The following is a 21988-nucleotide window of genomic DNA, read 5'->3' as shown; positions in this document are numbered from 1 at the left end:
AATGCAAGGCGTCTTATCAGGATGTTTGAAAATCTTTCTAAAGGCATAAATAAGTCAGTTGATGCGAGATTTAAGGATTTCAATTTTTTTAAGGAGAAGAAAGGAAAAGAAATGAAGTTTAAAATATCTATTTTAATCTTCTTTATACTTTGTTCCTCAATACCTTTCCTGGTTTCTGCTGATGATTCGTACATTGAAGTCTTCTGCGGGTCGGCAGTAAAGCCTGCCATAGAAGAGATTGCGGCAAAATTTAAGGAAGATACAGGCATTGCAGTAAATCTGCACATAGGAAGCTCCGGGGTAATGCTCTCAGAGTTAAAGCTTGCAAAGCGCGGCGATATTTATATTCCCGGCTCCAATGATTTTCTTCTGAAGGCTGAAAGAGACGGTGTTGTTGAAAAGGGTAATTTCAAAGTTATTACCTATCTTATTCCGTCAATTGTTGTTCCATCTCTAAATCCGCAAAAAGTTGAAAGCCTTAAAGACCTTGCACGTCCCGGAATCAAAGTGCTCATCGGAAACCCTGAATCAGTCTGTCTTGGTGTTTATGCTTTGGAAATACTCAAAGAAAACGGAATCTATGAAAAGGTTAAACCCAATATAATAACCTATGCTGAAAGCTGCGAGAAAGTGGCATCTATTGTCGCCATGGGGAACGTAGATGCCGCAATAGGGTGGTCGGTTTTTGAAAAGTGGAATCATGAAAAAATAAAATCTATCCCGCTTAAGCAGGCAGATATAAAAAGGCTTGCCTTTGTGCCTGCGGCACTGACTACCTTTACAGAGAAAAAAAACAGTGCCTTAAGATTTATAAACTTCCTTTCTATCGATCACTCTTTGAACATACTGCGAAAAATGGGGTACAGTCCGACGCTGGAAGATGTCAAGGCAATAGCTCCATACGCCAACATTGGAGGAGAATATAAGGTTGGAGATTACTGATGTATTTTAGTGACAGGGCATTTAAGACAGGGGCCGTCGGTCTGCTTATCTCTCTTTTCCTTTATTTTATAATCCTTCTTGTGTGCGGAGCGGCGACAGTTGGCCTCCAAAGATTCACAGCAATTCTGTTTTCAGAAAAGATACTCTTTGCCATAAAGCTCAGCATTTTTACTGCAACCGTATCTACCATACTCTCAATGCTTGTAGCTGTTCCTGCATCATTTGCCCTTTCAAGATTTCAGTTTCGCGGTAAAGGAATTATAGATATGTTACTTGACGTGCCTATAATCCTTTCCCCCATAGCAATAGGCGCCATGCTCCTTATCTTCTTCAATACCAATGCTGGAAAGACAGTTGAAAAATTTACCATTCCATTTGTTTTTGAAGTTCCTGGAATCATACTTGCCCAGTTCACAGTTGTCTGCGCTCTTGCAGTGAGACTTCTTAAATCAACTTTTGACAGCATTGATACAAGATACGAAAAAGTAAGCCGCACTTTGGGGTTAAGCTCATCTGCCTCTTTTTTCAAGGTAGTAGTACCACTTGCGAAGAACGGACTTATCGCATCTGCAATTCTGACATGGGCACGGGCTATAGGGGAATTCGGAGCCACTGTCACGCTTGCCGGCGCAATGCCAATGAAAACCGAGACATTGCCGGTTGCCATTTATTTAAGCTTTGCCAATGCTGATATTGAAAGGGCAATGGCAGTGGTTTTTATACTTGTTGCCATGGCGCTCTCTGTTTTGCTCCTCATACGGAAATTAACCGCTGAAAAAATCTCATGATAGCAATTGATAAAGTTTCCTGCCGGGCGGGTCAACATTCAATATCTGACGTGAGCTTTACCGTCAATGACGGCGAGTATTTTACCATACTGGGTCCGACAGGTGCCGGCAAAACCATGCTCCTTGAATGCATAGCAGGGTTGAGAGAAACTCAGAGCGGCAGGATAATGGTAAATGGTGATGACATAAGCAACAAGCCTCCTGAGCAGAGAAAATTCGGATATGTCCCGCAGGATCACGTCTTATTCCCGTTTCATAATGTGCGGGACAATATTTTTTTTGGCTGCGGCAATATAACTTCTGAAAATATAAAAAAGCTTGATGAACTTTCTAAACTTTTCAGGATTGAAGGGATTTTAGAGCGTATGCCGCAGCAGTTAAGCGGAGGAGAAAAGCAGAGGGTTTCCCTTGTCAGGGCGCTTGTTCGGAATCCAGCCATTCTTCTTCTCGATGAACCTTATTCCTCAATTGACGAAGGTTTAAGGAAAAAGCTCTGGATTGACATGAGAGAGATTCACAAAGACTTATCAACAACAGTGATACATATTACCCATGACCTTGAAGAGGCATTTACACTTAGCAATAAAATGGCTGTTCTCATTGACGGAAAAATTGCGCAGTGCGGTTCAAGGGAGTCTATTTTTTATAGTCCTGCGAATAAACAGGTTGCAGGCTTTCTCGGCATCAGGAATATCTTTACAGGTACCGTAAAAAGCGCTGATAAAAATACTGACAGGATAGTAGTAGAGTGTCCCTATGATATTGTTACCCCCTGGAGAGAGGGAATAAGAGAAGGGATGAAGATTGAATTTTGCGTATTCCCGCAGGAAATCAAGATAATCAAATCCTGGCGTGAGATAAGAAAATCGCTGGAGGATAATGTCTTTGAGGGAAAAATTGTCAATGTTATTCCCCATGGTGTGAGCTTTACGCTTTATTTTAAAATCATCAGGCCGTTAGGCGGGGAGGAAGAATTTGACTTTGAAATAAATATTCCTTCCGCTAATTTCATGAAACTGAGCCTTACTAATGGTTCCGATATAAGGGTTGCCTTAAGAAAGAATGCTATAAATGTTTTTGCCCATGCAGGATAAAATTGTATATTTGATTATTCTTTCAACCCGCCAATGACTGCGAAGTTAAGATTGGTCCAATATGTTTTTACGTTTTTAAAGCCCGCCTCTTTGAGCCAGAGAATATGATTTTCAACTGTTGCCGGAAAATCTTCCTCAAAATGTCTGTCTATCCACCATTGTGCTTCCTCAGGGCCTCCGAAAGTACGGGAAAGAAAATCTTTCCATCTTTTAATTAATTCAGAGTTCTCCTCATTGTTTTTGCCAAGGATAATATCTCCATTAACAAAGAATCCGCCTTCATTGAGAGAGCTGTATATCTTCCGGTAGCATGATATTTTTTCTTCATCTGTTTTAAGATGATGAAGGACGAGGTTTGAATAGATGCAGTCATATTTTTTATTAACTTCGAACCCTTCGACGGACTCCCTGAAAAGTTTCACCCTGTCTATGTTATTGCGGAGCCTGTTTGCCGCTTTCCCCAGCATTCTAAGGGACAAGTCGATGCCGGTCACCTGTGAATTGGCAAACTTGCGGAAGAATTTTTCTGTAACTGCTCCGGTTCCAATCCCTATATCGAGAGCAGAAATAGATGAGTCAGGTTTAAAAGGTATGGCGTTGATAATCTCAGCAATAAGCTTGTCGTAATCAGGGATGACCTGGCGGATTTTTATGTCAAATACATCTGACTCAATGTTGAAACGGTCTGGATTTGAAGCATTGATGTTCTCAGGATTTTTAGCCATTTATATTTTCTCTCTTGTCTTTTTCCGGAAAGGTTAACTTCTCTCAGTTTTTTCATCAAGATTTTTAAGGCGGGAAAGGTCCTCCCTGAAAATCGATGCATCATCACAGAGAGAATCAAAAAGCTTTAAAATATCTATACGTGCATTTTTTGTAAGCGGAGAGATGGAATAAAAAATCTTCTGGCTTTCTCTCCTTGCATTTACCAGTCCGCTTCTCACAAGGAAGTTTATATGCTTTGAAACAGCGTACTGAGGCTTTTGAATCGCCTCTGCAAGTATTGTCCCGTTTAGTTCTTTTTCAGTAATTATAAGTAGATTATAAAGCCTCAGCCTTGTTTCCTCAGAAATGACTTTGAATGTTTCAACCAATCTTTTCATATGCGATAAATAAACCGGTTAAGTTGTAAAAGATAGTATTTTAGGTTGGCAGACAGAGTCAATTTAAAAAAAGAAAGTAATCATCTGAAATGATGGCTTGATTTCTGGGTTAATGTCGCTTAGGATTCCTGAACTATTATTAAAAAGGTTCGGTAGAATTAAATATTATGGGGGTATGGAGATTATGAGACTTAAAGATAAGACGGCAGTTGTAACCGGCGCAGCCGGTGCTATCGGAGGTGCCATTGCAGAAAGGTTTGCAGAGGAAGGGGCAATAGTTTTACTTTCCGACATCAACACTGAAGCAGGGGAAAAGCGCGTAAAATACATTAAAGATAAAGGGGGACGCGCACTCTTTGTCTATGCAGATGCTTTTAAGGAAGAGGAGCTTATAAAGCTCATAAGCGCAAGCATTGAAAAGCTCGGGAGAATTGATATTCTTGTAAACAATGTAGGTTATGATTTTGAAATAATGAAAGGGCTTGATGAGATCTCTTCGGAGAACTGGAACAAGAGCATTGACCTTAACATCAAATCAATGTTTGTTTGTACCCGCGAGGCAGGCAAGTATATGATGGAAAAACGCTATGGAAAAATCATAAATATGTCATCTATCGCAAGGAGGGGGAACCCCATACAGCTCACATATTCAGCCACTAAGGCTGCAATGGAAGGTTTTACAAGGTCTGTTGCCCAGTATCTCGGACCTTACGGGATCAATGTGAATGCCATTGCCCCTTCTCTTGTTGAGACAGAGACAATAAAATCCAATGTATCAAAGGATGAATGGGAAGCTCTAAAGGCAGACTGCGAATTCCGTTATCCGCTCGGCAGAGTGGGTCAGCCGATAGATATTGCTAACTGTGCATTGTTTCTGGCATCAGAAGAATCTTCGTTTATTACTGGACAGGTTATCGAGGTGACTGGCGGCGCACGGCTTTAAAATAACTTTTTCTGTAAATCTCCGTAGAGTTTTTTGTAGCACTCGGGACAGATGCTGTGAGTGAATAAAATATCGCTTCTTTCGCTGAGGTAGTTTTCAAGTGCATGCCACGCATTTTCAGGATCGCGGATTTTTTTGCAGTTGCTGCAGATTGGAAGCAATCCTTTAAGCGTGTTAAGTGTTTCTATGGTTTTCTCAAGGCGAAGAAGATAAACAGAGGCAACGCCAAAGAGAACTGCCGTTACTACCATTACAATACCGCCTACTATCAGGTGTTCATGATCGAAATATTCAATCTCCGGATGCAATACTGCATCAACGATAGCATTAAGGTTGCCAAGGAAAAGTACAATTAATGCGTAAAGCGAAATGCGAATGTAATTTTTTCCGTGAAAAGGCAATAGTTTTTTTGAGGAAGGTTGCTTTTCTTTTAGAGTATAACTGACTTTTCCGCTTTCATTGTTCATCGTTTTTCTCAGAAATTTAGTCAGATATATAGGATAAGTGTTCAACATAAACATGTATATTAATTAATATATACCTCTTCAAGGTTTATTTAATAAATTTGTCGTTTTTAAAATGCCTTTTAAAGAAAAGCAACAAAAAACAAATAAAAAACATTGAACAAACAATAATATCATTCAGAATATCATTGACATGGTCTATTCACCCTGATACTTAAATGGCATTCCGGAGTATGGTTAATATGGCGTGATGTGTGAAGGTTGGCTTGCCAGTCCCACTCTGGCACTGAAGAGCAGGTGCCTGCCGTGGGAACTGACAAGCCAAAAGCATATTGATTACGGAATGATTAATTTATATAGCGGGATGCATATATGATAGACAAAAGCTGGGAAGGGAAGGTGCAGTTTTATGAGCTGGCTTTCGGTACCTGGATTGCTTATCTCTTCCTAATTTATATGTATAAAAAGTGGTTTAAGGTTGAATTAGATGGATGGAGGTATTCTCTTGTAACCCTTGTTGGCGCAAGTTTTTATATCATAAATCATTATTTTCTTAAGGCGCCTTTTTACAGTATCCTGATCAATACTTATACAGTCGCATTCATAGTCCTTTATTATTATGTGCTTGTTAAACCATTAAAGACTTCAGCACTAAAAAAGTTTTGGGCATTCATGTCCAATTTCCTTTTCACGCTGGTCTATATACTTGCTGAAAACTTTGCGAGGTTTTCAACGGAAGGAAGGCTTATTCCCGGTGTTTACGTTCCTGAATTTCTATTCCCACTGATCTCGTTTATTGCCTGTGCCGGAATTATTTTGGCCCAGAGGAAAAGCAATTAGTAAGTATTTTGAGCGGTTGCGCTACACTGCTTTTCTGTTTTGGACTTTTGCCATGTTTTTTACTAACGTTGAAAATTGTGTGTAACCAACAGAAACAGGCTTTTAAATTATATTGGAGGTTTTAAATGGAGTGGGAAAAAGAAGCGGTAGAATATTTTGATAATAACATTGTCGCAGGTCCTCCTCAGATACCTATGAGGAGAATCTATGCTGAAAAGATCGCCCGTCGGGAAAAGCATGCAAAGGTAATAGTTGAAGATGTGAAGCAGACAATAAAAGACTATGACGAGTTCTTCGGAAAGAAGTTTGTTGATAAGCTTTGCGCCTGCATGGCAAGCGGGGACATGCCTGAAATCCCTCCTACGGAAAAGGAAGGGAAAGACTGTCTCTATCAGGTTGAAGCCTGCCATTCCAAATATTTCGGATGTCCTGCCCAGATAATAGATGTAAGAGAGCTGGTTGTCCCTATCATTGAGAAGCTGGAAGAATATGGGATTACCGAGATAATGGCGGATAAGGCGCATGGTCCATTAATTTCGCATAATAAGTTCACGGTATCAATCTCAAGCTGTGCCAGCGGGTGCTCTGCCCCTGAAGCCAAGGACTTCGGGATTCATGGAGTAGAAAGACCGCAGGTGAATGAAAATGTGGAATGTATCAACTGCAAGAAATGTTACCATGTCTGCTGGGACGGAGCAGTCAGCTTCGAAGAGCAGGCAAAGCCTGTTATCAATGAGAGGCTTTGCGTTCTTTGCGGTATGTGCATCAAAGCATGTCCAACGGGTACGATATCATCAAAAGAAAAAGGATACAGGATACTTGTTGGAGGCACATTCGGCAGGATGCAGACTGTAGGCAAAGAAGTATTCAGGATAGGGCAGAAAGAGGATATATTCAAAACTCTTGATGCAGTAGTAAACCTTATAAAGGAAAAAATGGGCGATGAGCATTTTCTTGCTCAGGTCGTTGACAAGGTGGGGCTTGACTATATAACAAGACGTGTTTTTGCCAGCCCGCCGCACAAATGCAAATGTTAGATCTTTTTACCGGAGACTCAGATGAAAAATATTCCTTATTTTGAAACATTGCTTGAGGGGCTAAAGCTCATAAACCCGAAACGGATGACTACCTTCAAAGGCAAAGACATCACATTCCTTGAAAACATAGAATCAGATATGATGAAAGAGGAGATCCGTTGTTACGAGGCTGAGAAGATTGAAAAGATCATAATGATGAAAGCTACGATTCTCGGCGGGAAACTTATCGTATGGGCGACAACTGTTGTGCCCAAAGATGAGTATGACCTTCCCGTATTCTCTTCCGAACTTGTCCAGGCTGCGAGTCATGTAAGCTTGAGGGTTGACCTTATTCCGACTGCTGATTGCGGGCGCGATTTAGGTTATCTCACAAAGTATGCGGAACCAATGGAGTCTTTGTGGGAAAAGTATAAGGATATTCATGGAATGTGCCGGGAGAACTATCTCTGGTTCAGGGCAATGTTGTCTCCATTTTACACCAGCGGGAAATTCAAATATGAACAGGAAGGCATAGAAGACAAGTCTCTTGAGATCACAGCGGATTATCTAAATCTCTATACAAAGTTTTGGGCTGATGCTCAAAAACAGGATCCAAAATACATGGAGCTTTTGACTGGCAGGAAAAAAGCCATGTTTGCAACGCTTCGCGAGAATGATCCCGGAGAAGGTCCGTTGAGGAAAGCCTTTGGCGATGAGACAGCAGAGTTTGTATTTTCTCTTTTATTCTGACATTGAACAGCTTTAAAACTTTTTTAACGGTTACTCGTACAACAGTTACTAATAAAAAGGAGACGTTATGAAAAAAGAGTTAAATGAAACGGCTTCAGAAAAAAATAGTACCCGCAGGGATTTTCTGAAGTATTCTGGTGTACTGGGAAGTGCGGCCATTCTTACAAACCCTATTCTGGCTATGGCTGTCGGAGAGGCAGGCGGAATGCCTCAGGGTGGCGGACAGAAGCCTGAAGGTATGGGAACAGGAATGGGCGCCGGAGCAGGAACCGGAATGGGTGGAGGCAAAGGAGGAGAGAGACTCCCTCTCCCGCAATTTGATTCCGAGCAGATAGGGAAAGCCTTAAAAGTTCTTTTCAAGACATATGCGAACCAAAGACCATATCAGCACAAGTTCAATGATGCGCTAACAAAATCATGGCTTAATTCCATAGATTTTGCCGTTCAGAAAGGAATACAGAAAGAGTTTATTACTCACTACATAAACACAATGATGCCCATACTCCACAGGGCAAAAGTCCAGATAGCATCTTTTGGGCCTGAGTTGGCGCTTACGACAACGTTTGACGGAACAATGTGTTCTGTCCAGCTTTTTGAAGAAATAACTGTAAAGCCGGGTGAGAGAAGTTTCCCCTGCCCATATGTAGGGATTCTTGAAGTCTGCAAACCTCTTAAGATGTTCAGCATCGAGTGGAAAGATGTCTGCAATAACCTCTGCATACCTCTCTACTCAGGATTTGGGAAAGAGATGGGTGTGGATATTAAGATGACACCGGGGGAGACTTGCTACGCAAGAATTTAAGTAGTTTGTAGCGAATGAGGGATTTGGCGTGATGCTTTGTCAGCGTTCGGTTAGCAATCCTCACGTACAAAAAGTACGCTCCGGTATGCTAATCCTCCGCTTCCTCGCCTGACATCCAAATCCCTCATTCGCAAAAACTGCCCATACTTTTTGTCATCGCGAGAGACCGCAGGGAGCGTGGCGATCTCATCTGCTTTTTGCAATCCTTCAAGAATCTATTGCTTGTAAGCCATCTGTCAGGTTAGAATTATTTATAATTTGAGATAGAGCAGCTTCATCTTGCAGTCTCCTTATATTTTTTAAGATTGGGAGAGATGGCAAAAAAAGAAGAAAAGATTGAAGACATAGAAAAAAGAAGTTGGCAGCTTCTGTCTTTGATGCTTTTCCTCCTTGTCTTTTTCATGTTCTTTTCACTTATAACAATTTATCAATATACCCTCATACTTGGTCTTCCTTACGGCAAAGTTTATTTCTATTCATTTCTGATACTCTCTGTTCTTTTTGTTGGTTACGTTGCGGAAACACGCTCAATGCTAAAGAAATTCCGCAGGAAAGTGCTTGAAGAAAGATCTGTAGCTGAACAGTTTAAAGAAGAATCCATCAGGGAAAGTCTTCTTTCTTTTGGTGCCAGAGAACATTTTGAAGACTGTCTTGCAATGCAGTTTAAAAGAGCACAGGCTTCTTCAGCTCCTTTTTCAATAGTAGTGGTAGAGATAAAAGACCTGCTCGAAACAGATAAGGAATTTGGGTATAAAACCGGCAATGAAATAATCTGTGCTGCAACAAAAGTTTTCAGGGAGTTTATTACAGGCAACAACACTGTTTTCCGCTATACGCCTGAAACCTATGTATGCATCATTCCATCCGTTGATGAGAAAGGTACAAAAAGCCTCAAATATCAGATAAAAGAAAAATTATCGAAAATAAATGTCGCTGGCGTGGGGGAGATAGATTTTAAAGTGACTACCGTTAATTACCCTAATGATACATCAAGCCTTCATGAACTGAGAAAAATTGCTCTTGGCTCATACATCGATGAAAATATCGGTTGACCGTAAATGTGCGCAGTAAAAAGAAATCGCGCAAATATCAGTTCGCTCTTCCGGTGACAATAATTTCTTTCTGTCTTTCTTTCCTCTTGATATCTCTTTCAACGAATATTGTTTTACCTGTGAATGGATCTTTGCCTGTGTAATACATGAGTGTCGAGAATGTCGAAGGCGTTGGAGTGAAAATCTGCACCTGCTCCGGCGTTATTTTGAGTTCCCTTGCCGTGAAATCTTTGAGCTTTCTCATGTCCTTTTCATCGCATCCGGGATGGGCGGCGATTATGTAATAAGTAAGAAACTGTTGTTTCCCTGCCTTGCTGTTGATGGCATAAAATCTTTCTTTGAATTCCTTGAGGTATTTTTTTCCGGTCTTCCCCATTGCGGCAAGGACATTGTCCTCTGTATGTTCAGGGGCGATCTTTAGCTGTCCCGATGTATGTGAGCTGATTATTTCGTGAAGATAATCGTTTCCGTATTTTTCATCTTCTACCACCATGTCATGCCTTATCCCTGATGCGATGAAAATCTTTTTCACTCCCTGCACTTTTTTGAGCTTGCGCAGTAAATCTATCTGTCCTTTATGGCATACATTCAATGATGCGCAGATTTTCGGATACATGCAGCGTTTATTCTGACAGCTTCCTGATTTTATTTTTTTACTGCACTCGATGCCGTACATGTTTGCAGTGGGGCCGCCAACATCAAGTATGTATCCTTTGAAATCCGGAAGTTTCGCAATTTTCTCCGCTTCTCTTACAATTGACTGCGGGCTTCTTGATATTACGGTTTTCCCCTGATGGACAGAGATTGAACAGAAATTGCATTCCCCGAAACATCCGCGGTGGGTGGTGATCGAGAACTTTATCGTATCCTGCGCCCTCACATTCCCAAGCTTTCGATAATAGGGATGGACTTCCCTTTCAAATTCCATGCCGTAAATTTTATCCAGCTCTTTTTCTGTAAGCCAATGTGCCGGTGGGTTCTGTACCAGATATCTTGTGTCCTGCTTCTGGCATAATCCCTTGCCTGTTATTGGATCATTATTAATATAAAAAGTGCTGAACATCTCTGTGAATTTATCTTTGTCTTTTTTCACCTCTTCTGCTGAGGGAAGAACTATATAGCCGTCTATAAGTTCTTTTGATATATAGCAGATGCCGCGAATATCTTTTAATTCGTTCTTTGCCTTTAATTTCTCTGCAAGCTCGATTACCGCTTTTTCACCCATTCCATAGACCAGCACATCAGCCTTTGCATCGAACAATATGGATTTGCGGATTTTATTATCCCAGTAATCATAGTGGGCTATCCTTCTTAAACTTGCCTCGATGCCGCCAAGCACTATTGGTTTTGTGCCCTTGAAATATTTTCTTATAAGATTTGTATAAGCAATACCTGCCCTGTCAGGTCTTCTGTCGTTTATCCCTCCCGGCGTGAAGTCATCGCTCTTTCTTCTTTTCTTTGAGGCAGTGTAATTGGCTACCATTGAGTCGAGCGAGCCTGCTGTCACTCCCCAGAACAATTGAGGCTCGCCGAGGCGTGTAATGTCTATTTCACTATAGGCATCGGGCTGCGCAATTATGCCAACCCTGTATCCGGATTTCAGAAGGCATTTCCCGATAACAGCCGCGCCTATGAATGGACTGTCTATGTAGGTGTCGCCTGTTACGATGATTACATCAAGGTTTTCCCATCCCAGTTTCTTTACTTCTTCTTTTGTTGTTGGCAGGAACATTTACTTTTTTTATTACAGTAAACTCATTAATGCTACTTAAAAAATAGTGCTATCTGCTGTTTCCATATTAATTAATTTTGTTCTCTGCTACATAAAAAAAACAAATTGGTATAGCTGTATTGATTATTGAATTATGCTTGTATATGTGAAACTATAGTATTTATAAATAACTTTTACGTTAAGCAGTTTTGAAACTTTTATTAATATTGCTTTGTGATAAAATTATTTATAATAGGGAGGAGATGAGGAAAATTTTTCCAACCAAAAGATTTTTTTTGTTTCTGATTGTTTTTATTTTTCTTGCATTTAATTCACCGAGTGCTGGGGTTAATTTTAAAGATTTGGGTTTTTTTGGAGGTGCATATAGGGATGTAGTTGTAAAAGACAACTATGCCTATGTCGCAACGTCAAGCGGCTTCGTTGTACTTGATGTTTCAAATCCATTGGAACCTATTAGGGTTGGGAGCTATGGAACCAAAAATGAAACAGCAGATATTTTTATTTCCGGCAAGACTGTATATTTGGCAGCACAGACCGCAGGGTTGATAATTATCGATGCATCAAAGCCTTCATCACCTAAGCTACTTGGATTAGTCGATACTCCCGGCTACGCTGATAGTGTCTATGTTTCCGGTACAACGGCATATGTGGCAGATGGTTATTCAGGCTTTCAGATAATAGATGTATCAAATCCATCTTCTCCGGTAATTATCGGTTCATACGATACCAACTGGACTAATGGTGTATATGTATCGGGTAACACAGCATATGTAGCTGATGACGGTTTGGGCCTTATGATAATGGATATATCAAATCCGTCTTCTCCTGTGCTTCTTAGCTCATTGCATATATATGTTGCCCGGAATGTATATGTATCCGGTGCTGTAGCATATGTAGTTAGTTACAAAGGTATTTATATAATAGATGTGTCAGATCCATTCGCCCCAGTGATTCTTGGATCCTACTATACACCAGCAAGCTATGCTAATGGTATATACGTTTCCGGCACTACAGCATACGTAGCTCATGAGTATTTAGGTCTTGAGATAATAGACTTTTCAAATCCTGCTGCACCAGTTCTTCTTAGCTCATATGGTCCTCCATTCTCGACTTATGGTATATATGTATCAGGCACGAAAACATATGTAGCTGGTTCAGGGGGCCTTCAGATAATAGATGTATCAGATATTTCTTCAGCAGTATTGATTGGGGCATACAATGAGCCTTCTATTAATGCAAATGATGTATATGTGTCGGGAACTAAGGCATATGTAACTGATGGAGATACAGGTCTTCATATAATTGACGTATCGAAACCGAGGTTACCTGAGTTACTTGGTTCATATGATACGCCCGGCTACGCTCAGGGGGTATATGTTAAAGGAAATAAAGCATATGTAGCTGATGGTGATTCCGGTCTTCAAATGATAGACGTATCTAATCCATCTTCTCCAGTGTCTCTTGGGGAATACCCTACGCGTATCTCGGCTAATAGTGTGCATGTTTCCGGTAATACTGCGTATGTAGCAGATTATGCAGGGGTTGAGATAATAGATGTATTGAAACCTGCATCTTTAGTGTTTAGTAGTGCATACTATAATATGACCGCTTCCGACGTATATGTATCCGGTAAAACTGTATATGCGGTGGATGGTGAATCAGCTCTTCAGATAATAGATGTGTCAGATTCATCTTCGCCTCTGCCTCTTGGTTCATATTTTGGTAATCATGGCTCTGCTCAAGCGGTCTATGTTTCCGGCACAACTGCATATGTGGCTGGTAATGATAGTCTTCAGATAATTGATGTATCTAACCCTGCTTTGCTCGTGTTTCGTGGTTCGTATGATAATCTTGGCTGGTGGGTTAATGACATTTTTATTTTCGGCACTACGGCATATGTAGCTGACGGAGAAGCAGGGCTTCACATAATAGATGTATCAAATCCGTCTTCTCCTAAGTTTCTTGGAACATATAATACTCCCAATTCTGCACAGAAAATATTTGTCTCTGGTTCCAAGGTTTATATTGCTGATGGTTACGGTGGACTTCGTATAATTGAAGTTTCTAATATAGATACAAGTTTTCCTGATCTTACAGTGACGAATGTTAAATCTCCAAAGACAGTGATAAAAGGAAGCAGTTATTTCTTAACGGCTGCTATCAAGAACAAAGTCAAAGCTAAGGCAGGCACTTCAAATATTAATTTCTATTTGTCTGACAATAATAACACAGATGCTGGTTCACTAAGCTCAGATACTTTGATTGGGACAAAATCCGTACAAGCTCTTAAAACCGGAAAGTCTGCAAAGATTACCCTGAAATGGAAAGTGCCAAAGAAAGAAGCAAAAGGAAAATACTATATCAAAGCCTTCTGCGACAGCGGCGAAGCCATAGTCGAAGCAGATGAAAACAATAACGTAGATGTGTCGGGGGAGGTTACGGTTAAGTAAGATTTATAACTTATAAACCTTGTCATACTGTCTGACGCGGTCTTTGATTTTGATTCCTACATCATCGCCTTTATTGGCTTTCTGGACTGCGGCATGCTCGATCTGTATTGAATCCACTGTCTGCTCAAAATCAGTTGTGTGTCCTTTTATGTGAATCCTGTCTCCCACGGCAATCCCTTCTGCTGTGATCTTTATTGCTGCAACATCAATCTTGTGGAAATAATCAGTGATATATCCGATTTCTTTTTCTTCCATGACTATCCCCCATTTTAATGGTTAAAAACCAATCTTAACCACAGAGGACACAGAGAGAAATATATACATTATTTAACCAGCAGAATCTCAGAACACTCTGTGGTTTTCCCTTACATTTATTATTGTATGGTTGTTTTTGTAAATATCAACTCCCCTTTTTTCTTATCAGTGTCTATGCTGACAATATCTCCATCCTTGAATTCCCCTTCAAGTATCTTTAATGCAAGGGCATCCTGTATGCGGCGCTGGATCACACGCTTTAACGGTCTTGCGCCAAAGGATTCATCAAACCCTTCGGAGAGAAGGAATTCCTTTGCAGAATCTGAAATCTCAATATCAATGTTTCTTTCTTTCAAATGTTTTCTGAGTAGACTTGCCTGGATGTCGACTATCTTCAAGATGTTGTCACGTGTAAGGGAGTGGAATATGACTATCTCATCTATCCTGTTTAAAAATTCTGGTCTGAAGTTCTGTTTTAAAGCCTCGTTTATCCTGCGCGACATCTCTTCATATTGTTTGTCTCCAAGCTCCACTATCCACTGGCTTCCGATGTTTGATGTCATGATTATCACTGTGTTCTTGAAATCCACTGTCTTGCCATGACCGTCTGTAAGCCTTCCCTCGTCCAACACCTGAAGAAGGAGATTGAAGACATCCTGATGGGCCTTCTCGATCTCGTCAAATAGAATGACCGAGTATGGTTTTCTTCTTACTGCTTCGGTGAGCATTCCTCCCTCTTCGTAGCCGACATAGCCGGGAGGCGCCCCTATAAGACGGGCGACAGAATGTCTTTCCATATATTCAGACATGTCTATCCGTACCATGTTCTGTTCATTATCGAAGAGAAATTCTGCAAGCGCCCGCGCAAGCTCTGTCTTTCCGACGCCGGTGGGTCCTAAGAATATGAATGAGCCGATTGGGCGGTTAGTGTCCTGAAGACCGGCGCGGGCACGTCTTACAGCCCTTGATATTGCTTCTATGGCATGGTCCTGCCCCACGACGCGTTGTCTTAAACGCTCCTCCATATGGATGAGTTTTGCCTTTTCTCCTTCTAACATCCTGGAGACAGGAATCCCTGTCCATTTTGATACGACTTCCGCCACATCTTCTTCATCCACTTCTTCTTTCAGGAATTTCTGTGTTTCCTGAAGCTTTGCAAGCGCACTGCTTTCCCCATCAAGCTCTTTTGTGAGTTTAACAAGCTCTCCGTATCTAAGCTCGGATGTTCTTTCTAAGTTGCCTTCTCTTTGTGCCTTGTCAGCCTCTGTCTTCACCCTTTCAATGTTTTCTTTGAGCGCTCTTATTTTTCCTATCTTCTTTTTCTCATTTTCCCAGTGCAGTTTCATTACCCCGATCTTTTCCCGCAGCTCTGATAGCTCTTTTTCAAGTTTTTCAAGCGCTATTTCCGATGCCCGGTCCTTCTCTCTTTTAAGCGCCTGTCTTTCTATTTCCATCTGCGTCATGCGGCGGTTTATCTCGTCTATCTCGGTGGGCATGCTGTCTATCTCTATGCGAAGTTTTGACGCAGACTCATCTATGAGGTCTATGGCCTTGTCGGGGAGGAATCTGTCAGAGATGTACCTGTCTGAGAGGGTTGCCGCTGCAACTATGGCGGAGTCCTTTATCTTTACCCCATGATGAATCTCATATCTTTCCTTAAGACCGCGCAATATAGCGATACTATCTTCAACCGTTGGTTCCTTTATAAGGACAGGCTGGAACCTTCTTTCGAGGGCGGCATCTTTCTCTATATATTTCCTGTATTCATCAAGGGTTGTGGCGCCGATGCATTTTAACTCTCCGCGGGCAAGCGCGGGCTTCAACATATTAGATGCATCGATTGCTCCCTCCGCTGCCCCTGCTCCGACAAGAGTGTGAAGCTCATCTATAAAAAGGATTATCTTTCCTTCGCCTTCGGTGATCTCTTTTAAGACCGCTTTCAACCTGTCTTCAAATTCTCCGCGGTATTTTGCTCCTGCGATAAGGGCGCCCATGTCGAGTGCGACAAGAGTCTTGTTCTTTAGCCCTTCAGGTATGTCGCCTTCGACTATTCTGCGTGCCAGGCCTTCTGCGATCGCAGTTTTCCCAACACCTGGTTCTCCGATGAGCACGGGATTGTTCTTTGTCCTCCGTGAAAGCACCTGCACAACGCGCCTTATCTCGTCATCGCGTCCAATTACAGGGTCGAGCTTCCCTTTCCGGGCAAGTTCTGTCAGGTCGCGGCTGTATCTTTTTATTGCCTGGTATTTGTCTTCCGGGTTCTGGTCTGTTACCCTCTGCGTTCCTCTTATGTTTACGAGTACTTTGAATATGGAGTCTTTCGTTACGCCTAAGGATGCGAGTATTTTTGAAGCCTTACCGTTTTTTTCATCTGCAATGGCGAGCAGGATATGTTCAGTGCTCACATACTCATCTTTCAGCCTCTCTGCTTCTTTAAAGGCATTCTCAAGAACAGCGTTAAGTCTTGGCGAGATATAGACCTGTCCTGCGGCACCGCCATATACTTTCGGGAATTTCTTTATCTCCTCTTCAAGCCTTTCAATTACAATCCGCGGGTCAGCGCCAAGCCTCTGAAGTATGGGTATTACGATTCCTTCCTGCTGGGACTGTTGGGTTAGGAGCGCAACAAGCAGGTGTTCCACCTCTATCTGCTGTTGTTCGTTCTTCTCCGCAATTTGCTGGGCTTCTCTTATTGCCTCCTGGGCTTTGATAGTGAATTTATCGAAATTCAATTCTCTTCCCTCCTTCTCGTTTCTCTCGTTATCTCCTTACGAGGACAGCACAATCTGTATTGCGCAATACATATTCTGTGGTGCTTCCTATGACCATCTCTATTATCCTGCTATGGCCGTATGCTCCCATGAATATGAGGTCTATGCCGTTTTTCTTCGAATAATCGACGATTGCTTCATTTGCGTGTCCTTCTACAAAGACAAACTCAGAATTTATACTATATGATTCAAAATATTTCTTTGCCTCATTAAGGGTTCTCATTCCCTCTTCTTTATCTTTCCCTGCATTTAATATGGTAAGCGAAATCCCTGTCTGTGAAGCGAACTCGGCTGCTGTCTGCATCGCCTGACCAGCATAGTTGCTTCCATCATAGCAAAGGAGAGCTTTTCTTATATCTCTGAATTCTCCCGGAGTAAGAAGCACAGGCTTCGGGCATTTCCTTACTACTGTTTCTGTGATAGAGCCAAGCATCCCCCTTTCGAACATGGCATTTATCCCCTTCTGGGCAAGCACGACAAGGTCTGCCATTTTTGCCCTGTTGCATATTTCGTTAGAGATAATACCCGTGTCAAGGTAGCTTTCAGATGCCACATTCGATTTATCACATTCATCTTTAAAATCATTTAGAATCTCTTTCCCCCTTGATTCGAGAACCTCTTTCATTTTTATGGAAAGGTTAAGATATGGCTCGAATCCCATTGAGCCTGATAGGTCATGCAAGAAAGGTCCTTCAAGGGTTATGAGATCAATAACATGCTGTCCATAAAGCCTTGATGAAAACTTCGATGCGAACCAGAGTGCAAATTTGCGGGAAGTCGTGCTGTAGGAAGAATTATCAAGAGGTATCAGGATATTTTTAAACATAGAGTCTCCTTAAGTGAACAATATATACTTCTATCTGCTAATCAATACTCATTGAGATATTCATTGTAAAGTTTTTTTTGTTTGATATATTATATACTTCATTAAAGCTCGAAGACATTGGAAATGCTTATTAGAAATGCTTAATGAGCGAATGTCTCTGAACTTACTGTGGAGAGTGTTATTTACTGCGGGAGGGTCTTTTGTGACAGAGCGAAGTGAACAAATGCAAAGTGAACAAATGATAGAGGAGCTTGTCAGGGCTATTCAGGCTGAAAAGTATGCATGGGAATTTTTCAGGTGGGCGTCAGATGTCTCATCCAGCGAAAGCGTAAAAAAGATTTTCAAAGACTTCGCAAAAGAAGAAGAGATTCACCAGAATCTTATTAAGCAGCAGATTGAAAGGATTTCCGGAGAAGAGTGGGATATATCAGGTTTTAAGTCTGAGAAATTCCCGGGATTGACACTTCCTTCCAAAGAAGAGTTCCTTAAAAGGGCAATGACTGAAAAAGATGCGATTTCATTGGGTATAAAGCTTGAGGAAAGCGCTGTGAAGTTTTATGAAGCGCTTAACTCAATATCTTATGATAAGGAAACAAGGGATTTCTGCACCCAGTTCATATCCTTTGAGAAAGAGCACCTGAAGAATCTTGAAAAGAAACTGAGCGAGATTAAAAGCTGATGTTCCCATTCATAGGAGAAACGCTATGAAAATTATTTATAACGGTGAGAAACAATTCGCTGTAAAGACACGGGACCATGAATTTGTAGTGGATCTGCCGGAACAAAAAGGGGGGAAGAACGAGGGGCCTACGCCTCCTGAGATTTTTGCCGCTTCGCTCGGGACATGCATCGGTGTGTACGTGACGTCTTACTGCAATGCCAAAGGGATAAACTGCAAGGGACTTTCTTTAGATGTAAACTGGTCAGTCTCAGATGAGCAAGAAAGGATAGATAAAATAGAAATTGAAATGACAATGCCTGATGAGGATTATAAAGAAAGAGAAAAGGCGATACTTAAAACTGCCGGGCACTGTCTGATTCACAATACATTGCATACTTTACCTGATATAAAACTCAGTATAAAACCAAAAAAATAAAAGAGATATTGCCGGTTGACGGATTAATGATTCGATTAATAATCCAATGAGGGGGCTATCCGAAGGAGGAGTGAAAATGTCGTTTAGAAAAAAATTAGTGGTTGTACTTTTTGTGGCTGCAGTAGCGGTGATTTATTTTTCAGCCGGACAAAAGTTTAAAACAGACAAATTCAACTTTACGTCAATGCTGGGATTGAAATCAGCCTCAACAGGCGACCAGTTCTGGATTGAAGGAGAAAACAATAAGCCTTCGGCGCCTGCCAATGTTGCACCATCAGTTCAGGGATATCCGTCTTTTGCTGATGTTGTGGATAAGGTAAAAGACGCTGTAGTGAACATTAAAACCGACAGGAAAATAAAAACAGGCGGTGGAAGGGGGATGTCCCCATTTGGCGGACAAAATCCTTTTGGTGATTTTCCCGGCGGAGATGATTTTTTCAGGCACTTTATGCCGGACATGCCCCGCGAATACAGGCAGCAGGGACAGGGCTCTGGTTTTATAATCAGCAGCGAAGGTTACATAGTCACAAACAATCATGTGGTTGATAAAGCTGACACCATAACCGTAAAGCTCGCAACCGGAAAAGAATATAAAGCCGAGGTGATCGGTACTGACCCCAAGACTGATATTGCCTTAATAAAGATAAAAGACAGCGGAAGCCTCCCTGTGATCAAGCTTGGTGATTCTGACAAGCTGAGAACAGGCGACTGGGTTATAGCCATAGGAAATCCTTTCGGCCTTGATCAAACCGTGACAGCAGGGATAGTAAGCGGGAAAGACCGCCGTACCATTGGAGCAGGCCCTTATGATGATTTCATACAGACAGATGCTCCGATTAATCCGGGGAACAGCGGAGGACCGCTTATAGATTTGCGGGGGAATGTGGTAGGCATAAATTCCATGATATATTCGCAGGGGACTCCGGGAAATATCGGTATAGGTTTTTCAATTCCTGTAAACCTCGCCAAGAACATCCTTGTCCAGCTCAAGGATAAGGGGAAGGTTACCAGAGGGTGGATCGGTGTTGCAATACAGGGTATTGATGAAAACATAATGAAACAGTTCGGGCTTAAGACAAAAGACGGTGCATTGGTTGGTGACGTAACAGCCGGAGGACCAGCAGAAAAAGCAGGCATAAAAAGAGGGGATGTCATAGTCAAGGTGGATGGTGAATCAGTAAAAAGCGAGAAGGACCTTCCAATAAAGATTGCCACTATGAGACCCGGCAAAACAGTGAGCCTCACAATCATAAGGGATGGCAGTGAGAAGAATGTAAGTGTTACGCTTGGAGAATTCCCGGAGGATATGGGGCAGATGAAGAAAAGTGCATCCCGCGAAGATGCTGAGGAGAAGATCGGGATAGCAGTTGAGGCGATCACTCCTGATATAGCAAGGGAGCTTGACCTTCCTGATACAAAAGGCGTTGTCATATCCCAGGTGGCACAGGGAAGCCCTGCGGAGCAGGCAGGATTGAGGCGCGGCGATGTAATAAAGGAAATTAACAAGAAAGAGATAAAGGACACTAAAGACTTCGCAGATGCGATGTCGAAGGCGAAACTTCCGGAAGGAATACTTTTTCTTGTACAAAGCAATGGGATGACGCATTACGTGACTATAGGGGTGGAATAGTAAATAACCAAAATCAAGAAACCTTAACATTTGCGGAGGGATGTATGAAAGTAGTGTCCCTGAATGAACTTAAAAATGAGATAAAACCATTCATAAACCTTGAGGGGAGCGAACTCAGGGTAACTGATGAGAAAACGCTTCGTGAAAGCGGCGTTGATCTGCTGATTTATAACGCTGTGTTCAACCCTGACGAGAACGCTGTGAAGCTTTCTAAATGGATAATACGTGAGGCAGCACAGTCAGTTGGCATATATCCCTCCTCCATACAGGGGCTTTATGCGGCAAGAGCGGCTGGGAAATACTCCGGTATTACGACACCTGCAATAAACATAAGGGTTCTCACCTACGATGTTGCAAGGTCAATCTTTAAAACCGGCCGGGCAAACAACACTGGAGCATTCCTCTTCGAGATAGCAAAGAGCGAGATAGGATATACCTTTCAGGAGCCCTCAGAATATTCAGCCTGTGTGCTTGCGGCAGCCATTAAGGAAAATGTAAAAGGCCCGGTGTTCATACTTGGCGACCATTATCAGGTCAATGCTTCGAAATTTGCAAAGGACAGGGGTGCGGAGATATCAGGGCTTAAGAAACTCATCAAGGATTCAATTGAAGCCGGATTCTATAACATTGATATAGATTCTTCCACACTTGTTGACCTGTCAAAAGCAACTATAGATGAACAGCAGGAGTTAAACTACGAAATCGCAGCAGAGCTTACAGGTTATATAAGAAGCCTTGAACCGAAAGGTATCACAGTAGCGGTAGGCGGAGAGATTGGAGAGGTCGGAAAAAAGAACAGCACGCCGGAAGAACTGCGGGCATATCTTAAAGGCTATTACAGATGCCTTCCAAAATACGGGAAAGACCTTGCAGGGATCATAAAGATAAGTGTCCAGACAGGGACAAGCCACGGAGGGATTCCGCTTCCGGACGGACGCATTGCAGAAGTAAAGCTTGACCTTGAGACGCTTGGGAACCTTTCAAAGATATCGCAGGCAGAATTCAAACTTGGCGGCGCTGTTCAGCATGGGGCTTCAACTCTGCCCGAAGAGGCTTTCGGTCATTTTCCCCAGAGGGAAGCGGTCGAGGTGCACCTTGCCACTGCATTCCAGAACATGATTTACGACAGCAGGTATTTCCCGTCTGAACTGAAGCAGAAGATATATGCTGCTATCAAGGAAAAGTTTATCTCTGAAAAGAAGGATTCTGAGACGGAAGAACAGTTCATCTATAAGACAAGGAAAAAGGGGTTCGGCCAGTATAAGAAAGAGATATGGGACCTGTCTCAGGATACAAAGGCGAAAATATTGGGTGAGCTTGAATCCAAGTTTGATCTTATTTTCAAAAAGCTCAATTCCGTGAATACAACTGGCATTGTGAATGAGTCAGTTAAACCGGTACCAGTTAAAACAAACCGGCCCGTATAACCCGTT

Annotated in this window: 21 protein-coding genes; 14 read left to right on the top strand and 7 right to left on the bottom strand. The window is 42.0% G+C overall.

All coding sequences use genetic code 11. From position 1 onward, the window contains the following. Positions 1–111 precede the first annotated feature (111 nt). Genes modA through HZA77_09625 form a run of 3 tightly spaced genes read left to right on the top strand, consistent with a single transcriptional unit; the run spans position 112 to position 2824 of the window. The gene (gene modA, locus HZA77_09635; protein MBI5375686.1) at positions 112–942 is read left to right on the top strand and encodes a molybdate ABC transporter substrate-binding protein; all 831 of its coding nucleotides are present in this window, start codon (positions 112–114) and stop codon (positions 940–942) included. Then, complete coding sequence (locus tag HZA77_09630; protein MBI5375685.1) at positions 942–1730, top strand: ABC transporter permease; 789 nt, start codon at positions 942–944, stop codon at positions 1728–1730. Before modA ends, HZA77_09630 begins: the two co-directional genes overlap by 1 nt. Further along, positions 1727–2824 (top strand): ABC transporter ATP-binding protein, encoded by a 1098-nt coding sequence (locus HZA77_09625; protein ID MBI5375684.1) that lies wholly within the window; start codon positions 1727–1729, stop codon positions 2822–2824. Before HZA77_09630 ends, HZA77_09625 begins: the two co-directional genes overlap by 4 nt. Before the next feature lie 14 nt (positions 2825–2838). Here HZA77_09625 and HZA77_09620 read toward each other — a convergent pair whose 3' ends face one another. Together HZA77_09620 and HZA77_09615 are read right to left on the bottom strand one after the other, a co-directional pair. Continuing rightward, positions 2839–3549, bottom strand: coding sequence for a class I SAM-dependent methyltransferase (locus HZA77_09620; GenBank protein MBI5375683.1), 711 nt, complete (start codon positions 3547–3549; stop codon positions 2839–2841). Positions 3550–3582: 33 nt separating this feature from the next. Further along, a complete protein-coding gene (locus HZA77_09615; GenBank protein ID MBI5375682.1) occupies positions 3583–3927 on the bottom strand; it encodes a winged helix-turn-helix transcriptional regulator in 345 nt (114 codons plus the stop codon). A gap of 184 nt (positions 3928–4111) precedes the next feature. On the opposite strand from HZA77_09615, the gene HZA77_09610 reads away from it, so the two are divergent. Next, positions 4112–4870 carry a glucose 1-dehydrogenase gene (locus tag HZA77_09610; GenBank protein MBI5375681.1) on the top strand — a complete coding sequence of 253 codons (759 nt, stop codon included), beginning with the start codon at positions 4112–4114 and terminating at the stop codon, positions 4868–4870. Here the strand turns inward: HZA77_09610 and HZA77_09605 are convergent. Further along, entirely contained in the window at positions 4867–5337 is a 471-nt protein-coding gene (locus tag HZA77_09605) for a hypothetical protein (GenBank protein ID MBI5375680.1), read from the bottom strand. The genes HZA77_09610 and HZA77_09605 overlap by 4 nt on opposite strands. 369 nt (positions 5338–5706) lie before the next feature. Between HZA77_09605 and HZA77_09600 the strand changes: the two genes are divergently transcribed. From HZA77_09600 to HZA77_09580, 5 genes are all read left to right on the top strand, one after another. After that, on the top strand, positions 5707–6174 hold the full coding sequence (locus HZA77_09600; GenBank protein MBI5375679.1) for a hypothetical protein: 468 nt from the start codon (positions 5707–5709) through the stop codon (positions 6172–6174). Between the two features lie 125 nt (positions 6175–6299). Further along, positions 6300–7211 carry a 4Fe-4S binding protein gene (locus HZA77_09595; protein MBI5375678.1) on the top strand — a complete coding sequence of 304 codons (912 nt, stop codon included), beginning with the start codon at positions 6300–6302 and terminating at the stop codon, positions 7209–7211. Positions 7212–7232: 21 nt separating this feature from the next. Further along, the gene (locus HZA77_09590) at positions 7233–7940 is read left to right on the top strand and encodes a hypothetical protein (protein ID MBI5375677.1); all 708 of its coding nucleotides are present in this window, start codon (positions 7233–7235) and stop codon (positions 7938–7940) included. Between the two features lie 67 nt (positions 7941–8007). After that, positions 8008–8742, top strand: coding sequence for a twin-arginine translocation signal domain-containing protein (locus HZA77_09585; protein MBI5375676.1), 735 nt, complete (start codon positions 8008–8010; stop codon positions 8740–8742). A gap of 314 nt (positions 8743–9056) precedes the next feature. Beyond that, on the top strand, positions 9057–9794 hold the full coding sequence (locus tag HZA77_09580) for a GGDEF domain-containing protein (protein ID MBI5375675.1): 738 nt from the start codon (positions 9057–9059) through the stop codon (positions 9792–9794). 37 nt (positions 9795–9831) lie between these two features. Here HZA77_09580 and HZA77_09575 read toward each other — a convergent pair whose 3' ends face one another. After that, entirely contained in the window at positions 9832–11526 is a 1695-nt protein-coding gene (locus HZA77_09575; GenBank protein MBI5375674.1) for a YgiQ family radical SAM protein, read from the bottom strand. A 242-nt stretch (positions 11527–11768) separates the two neighbouring features. Here HZA77_09575 and HZA77_09570 point away from each other — a divergent pair, with 242 nt between their 5' ends. Next, on the top strand, positions 11769–13976 hold the full coding sequence (locus tag HZA77_09570) for a hypothetical protein (protein MBI5375673.1): 2208 nt from the start codon (positions 11769–11771) through the stop codon (positions 13974–13976). A 3-nt stretch (positions 13977–13979) separates the two neighbouring features. On the opposite strand, the gene HZA77_09565 is transcribed toward HZA77_09570, so the two are convergent. The 3 genes from HZA77_09565 to HZA77_09555 form a co-directional block, all read right to left on the bottom strand. Next, positions 13980–14231 (bottom strand): translation elongation factor-like protein, encoded by a 252-nt coding sequence (locus tag HZA77_09565; protein MBI5375672.1) that lies wholly within the window; start codon positions 14229–14231, stop codon positions 13980–13982. 119 nt (positions 14232–14350) lie between these two features. After that, a complete protein-coding gene (clpB, locus tag HZA77_09560) occupies positions 14351–16963 on the bottom strand; it encodes an ATP-dependent chaperone ClpB (GenBank protein MBI5375671.1) in 2613 nt (870 codons plus the stop codon). Between the two features lie 28 nt (positions 16964–16991). After that, positions 16992–17828, bottom strand: coding sequence for a universal stress protein (locus HZA77_09555; protein MBI5375670.1), 837 nt, complete (start codon positions 17826–17828; stop codon positions 16992–16994). A gap of 202 nt (positions 17829–18030) precedes the next feature. Between HZA77_09555 and HZA77_09550 the strand changes: the two genes are divergently transcribed. The 4 genes from HZA77_09550 (at position 18031) to HZA77_09535 (ending at position 21982) form a co-directional block, all read left to right on the top strand. Beyond that, entirely contained in the window at positions 18031–18507 is a 477-nt protein-coding gene (locus HZA77_09550; GenBank protein ID MBI5375669.1) for a ferritin family protein, read from the top strand. A 25-nt stretch (positions 18508–18532) separates the two neighbouring features. Then, positions 18533–18925 carry an OsmC family protein gene (locus tag HZA77_09545; GenBank protein ID MBI5375668.1) on the top strand — a complete coding sequence of 131 codons (393 nt, stop codon included), beginning with the start codon at positions 18533–18535 and terminating at the stop codon, positions 18923–18925. 76 nt (positions 18926–19001) lie between these two features. Next, the gene (locus HZA77_09540) at positions 19002–20555 is read left to right on the top strand and encodes a DegQ family serine endoprotease (protein ID MBI5375667.1); all 1554 of its coding nucleotides are present in this window, start codon (positions 19002–19004) and stop codon (positions 20553–20555) included. Between the two features lie 44 nt (positions 20556–20599). After that, the gene (locus HZA77_09535) at positions 20600–21982 is read left to right on the top strand and encodes a class II fructose-bisphosphate aldolase (protein ID MBI5375666.1); all 1383 of its coding nucleotides are present in this window, start codon (positions 20600–20602) and stop codon (positions 21980–21982) included. The last annotated feature ends 6 nt before the right edge of the window (positions 21983–21988 follow it).

The sequence above is a fragment of the Candidatus Schekmanbacteria bacterium genome, from assembly GCA_016219965.1.
Classification (GTDB): domain Bacteria; phylum Schekmanbacteria; class GWA2-38-11; order GWA2-38-11; family J061; genus JACRJM01.
Note: the sequence above shows the minus strand (reverse complement) of the source record. Positions and strands in the feature narration are given on the sequence as shown.

Excerpts from the sequence above, each read along its gene's own strand:
- modA (MBI5375686.1), top strand. The coding sequence starts at position 112 with ATGAAGTTTAAAATATCTATTTTAATCTTCTTTATACTTTGTTCCTCA.
- HZA77_09630 (MBI5375685.1), top strand. The coding sequence starts at position 942 with ATGTATTTTAGTGACAGGGCATTTAAGACAGGGGCCGTCGGTCTGCTT.
- HZA77_09625 (MBI5375684.1), top strand. The coding sequence starts at position 1,727 with ATGATAGCAATTGATAAAGTTTCCTGCCGGGCGGGTCAACATTCAATA.
- HZA77_09620 (MBI5375683.1), bottom strand. The coding sequence starts at position 3,549 with ATGGCTAAAAATCCTGAGAACATCAATGCTTCAAATCCAGACCGTTTC.
- HZA77_09615 (MBI5375682.1), bottom strand. The coding sequence starts at position 3,927 with ATGAAAAGATTGGTTGAAACATTCAAAGTCATTTCTGAGGAAACAAGG.
- HZA77_09610 (MBI5375681.1), top strand. The coding sequence starts at position 4,112 with ATGAGACTTAAAGATAAGACGGCAGTTGTAACCGGCGCAGCCGGTGCT.
- HZA77_09605 (MBI5375680.1), bottom strand. The coding sequence starts at position 5,337 with ATGAACAATGAAAGCGGAAAAGTCAGTTATACTCTAAAAGAAAAGCAA.
- HZA77_09600 (MBI5375679.1), top strand. The coding sequence starts at position 5,707 with ATGATAGACAAAAGCTGGGAAGGGAAGGTGCAGTTTTATGAGCTGGCT.
- HZA77_09595 (MBI5375678.1), top strand. The coding sequence starts at position 6,300 with ATGGAGTGGGAAAAAGAAGCGGTAGAATATTTTGATAATAACATTGTC.
- HZA77_09590 (MBI5375677.1), top strand. The coding sequence starts at position 7,233 with ATGAAAAATATTCCTTATTTTGAAACATTGCTTGAGGGGCTAAAGCTC.
- HZA77_09585 (MBI5375676.1), top strand. The coding sequence starts at position 8,008 with ATGAAAAAAGAGTTAAATGAAACGGCTTCAGAAAAAAATAGTACCCGC.
- HZA77_09580 (MBI5375675.1), top strand. The coding sequence starts at position 9,057 with ATGGCAAAAAAAGAAGAAAAGATTGAAGACATAGAAAAAAGAAGTTGG.
- HZA77_09575 (MBI5375674.1), bottom strand. The coding sequence starts at position 11,526 with ATGTTCCTGCCAACAACAAAAGAAGAAGTAAAGAAACTGGGATGGGAA.
- HZA77_09570 (MBI5375673.1), top strand. The coding sequence starts at position 11,769 with ATGAGGAAAATTTTTCCAACCAAAAGATTTTTTTTGTTTCTGATTGTT.
- HZA77_09565 (MBI5375672.1), bottom strand. The coding sequence starts at position 14,231 with ATGGAAGAAAAAGAAATCGGATATATCACTGATTATTTCCACAAGATT.
- HZA77_09555 (MBI5375670.1), bottom strand. The coding sequence starts at position 17,828 with ATGTTTAAAAATATCCTGATACCTCTTGATAATTCTTCCTACAGCACG.
- HZA77_09545 (MBI5375668.1), top strand. The coding sequence starts at position 18,533 with ATGAAAATTATTTATAACGGTGAGAAACAATTCGCTGTAAAGACACGG.
- HZA77_09540 (MBI5375667.1), top strand. The coding sequence starts at position 19,002 with ATGTCGTTTAGAAAAAAATTAGTGGTTGTACTTTTTGTGGCTGCAGTA.
- HZA77_09535 (MBI5375666.1), top strand. The coding sequence starts at position 20,600 with ATGAAAGTAGTGTCCCTGAATGAACTTAAAAATGAGATAAAACCATTC.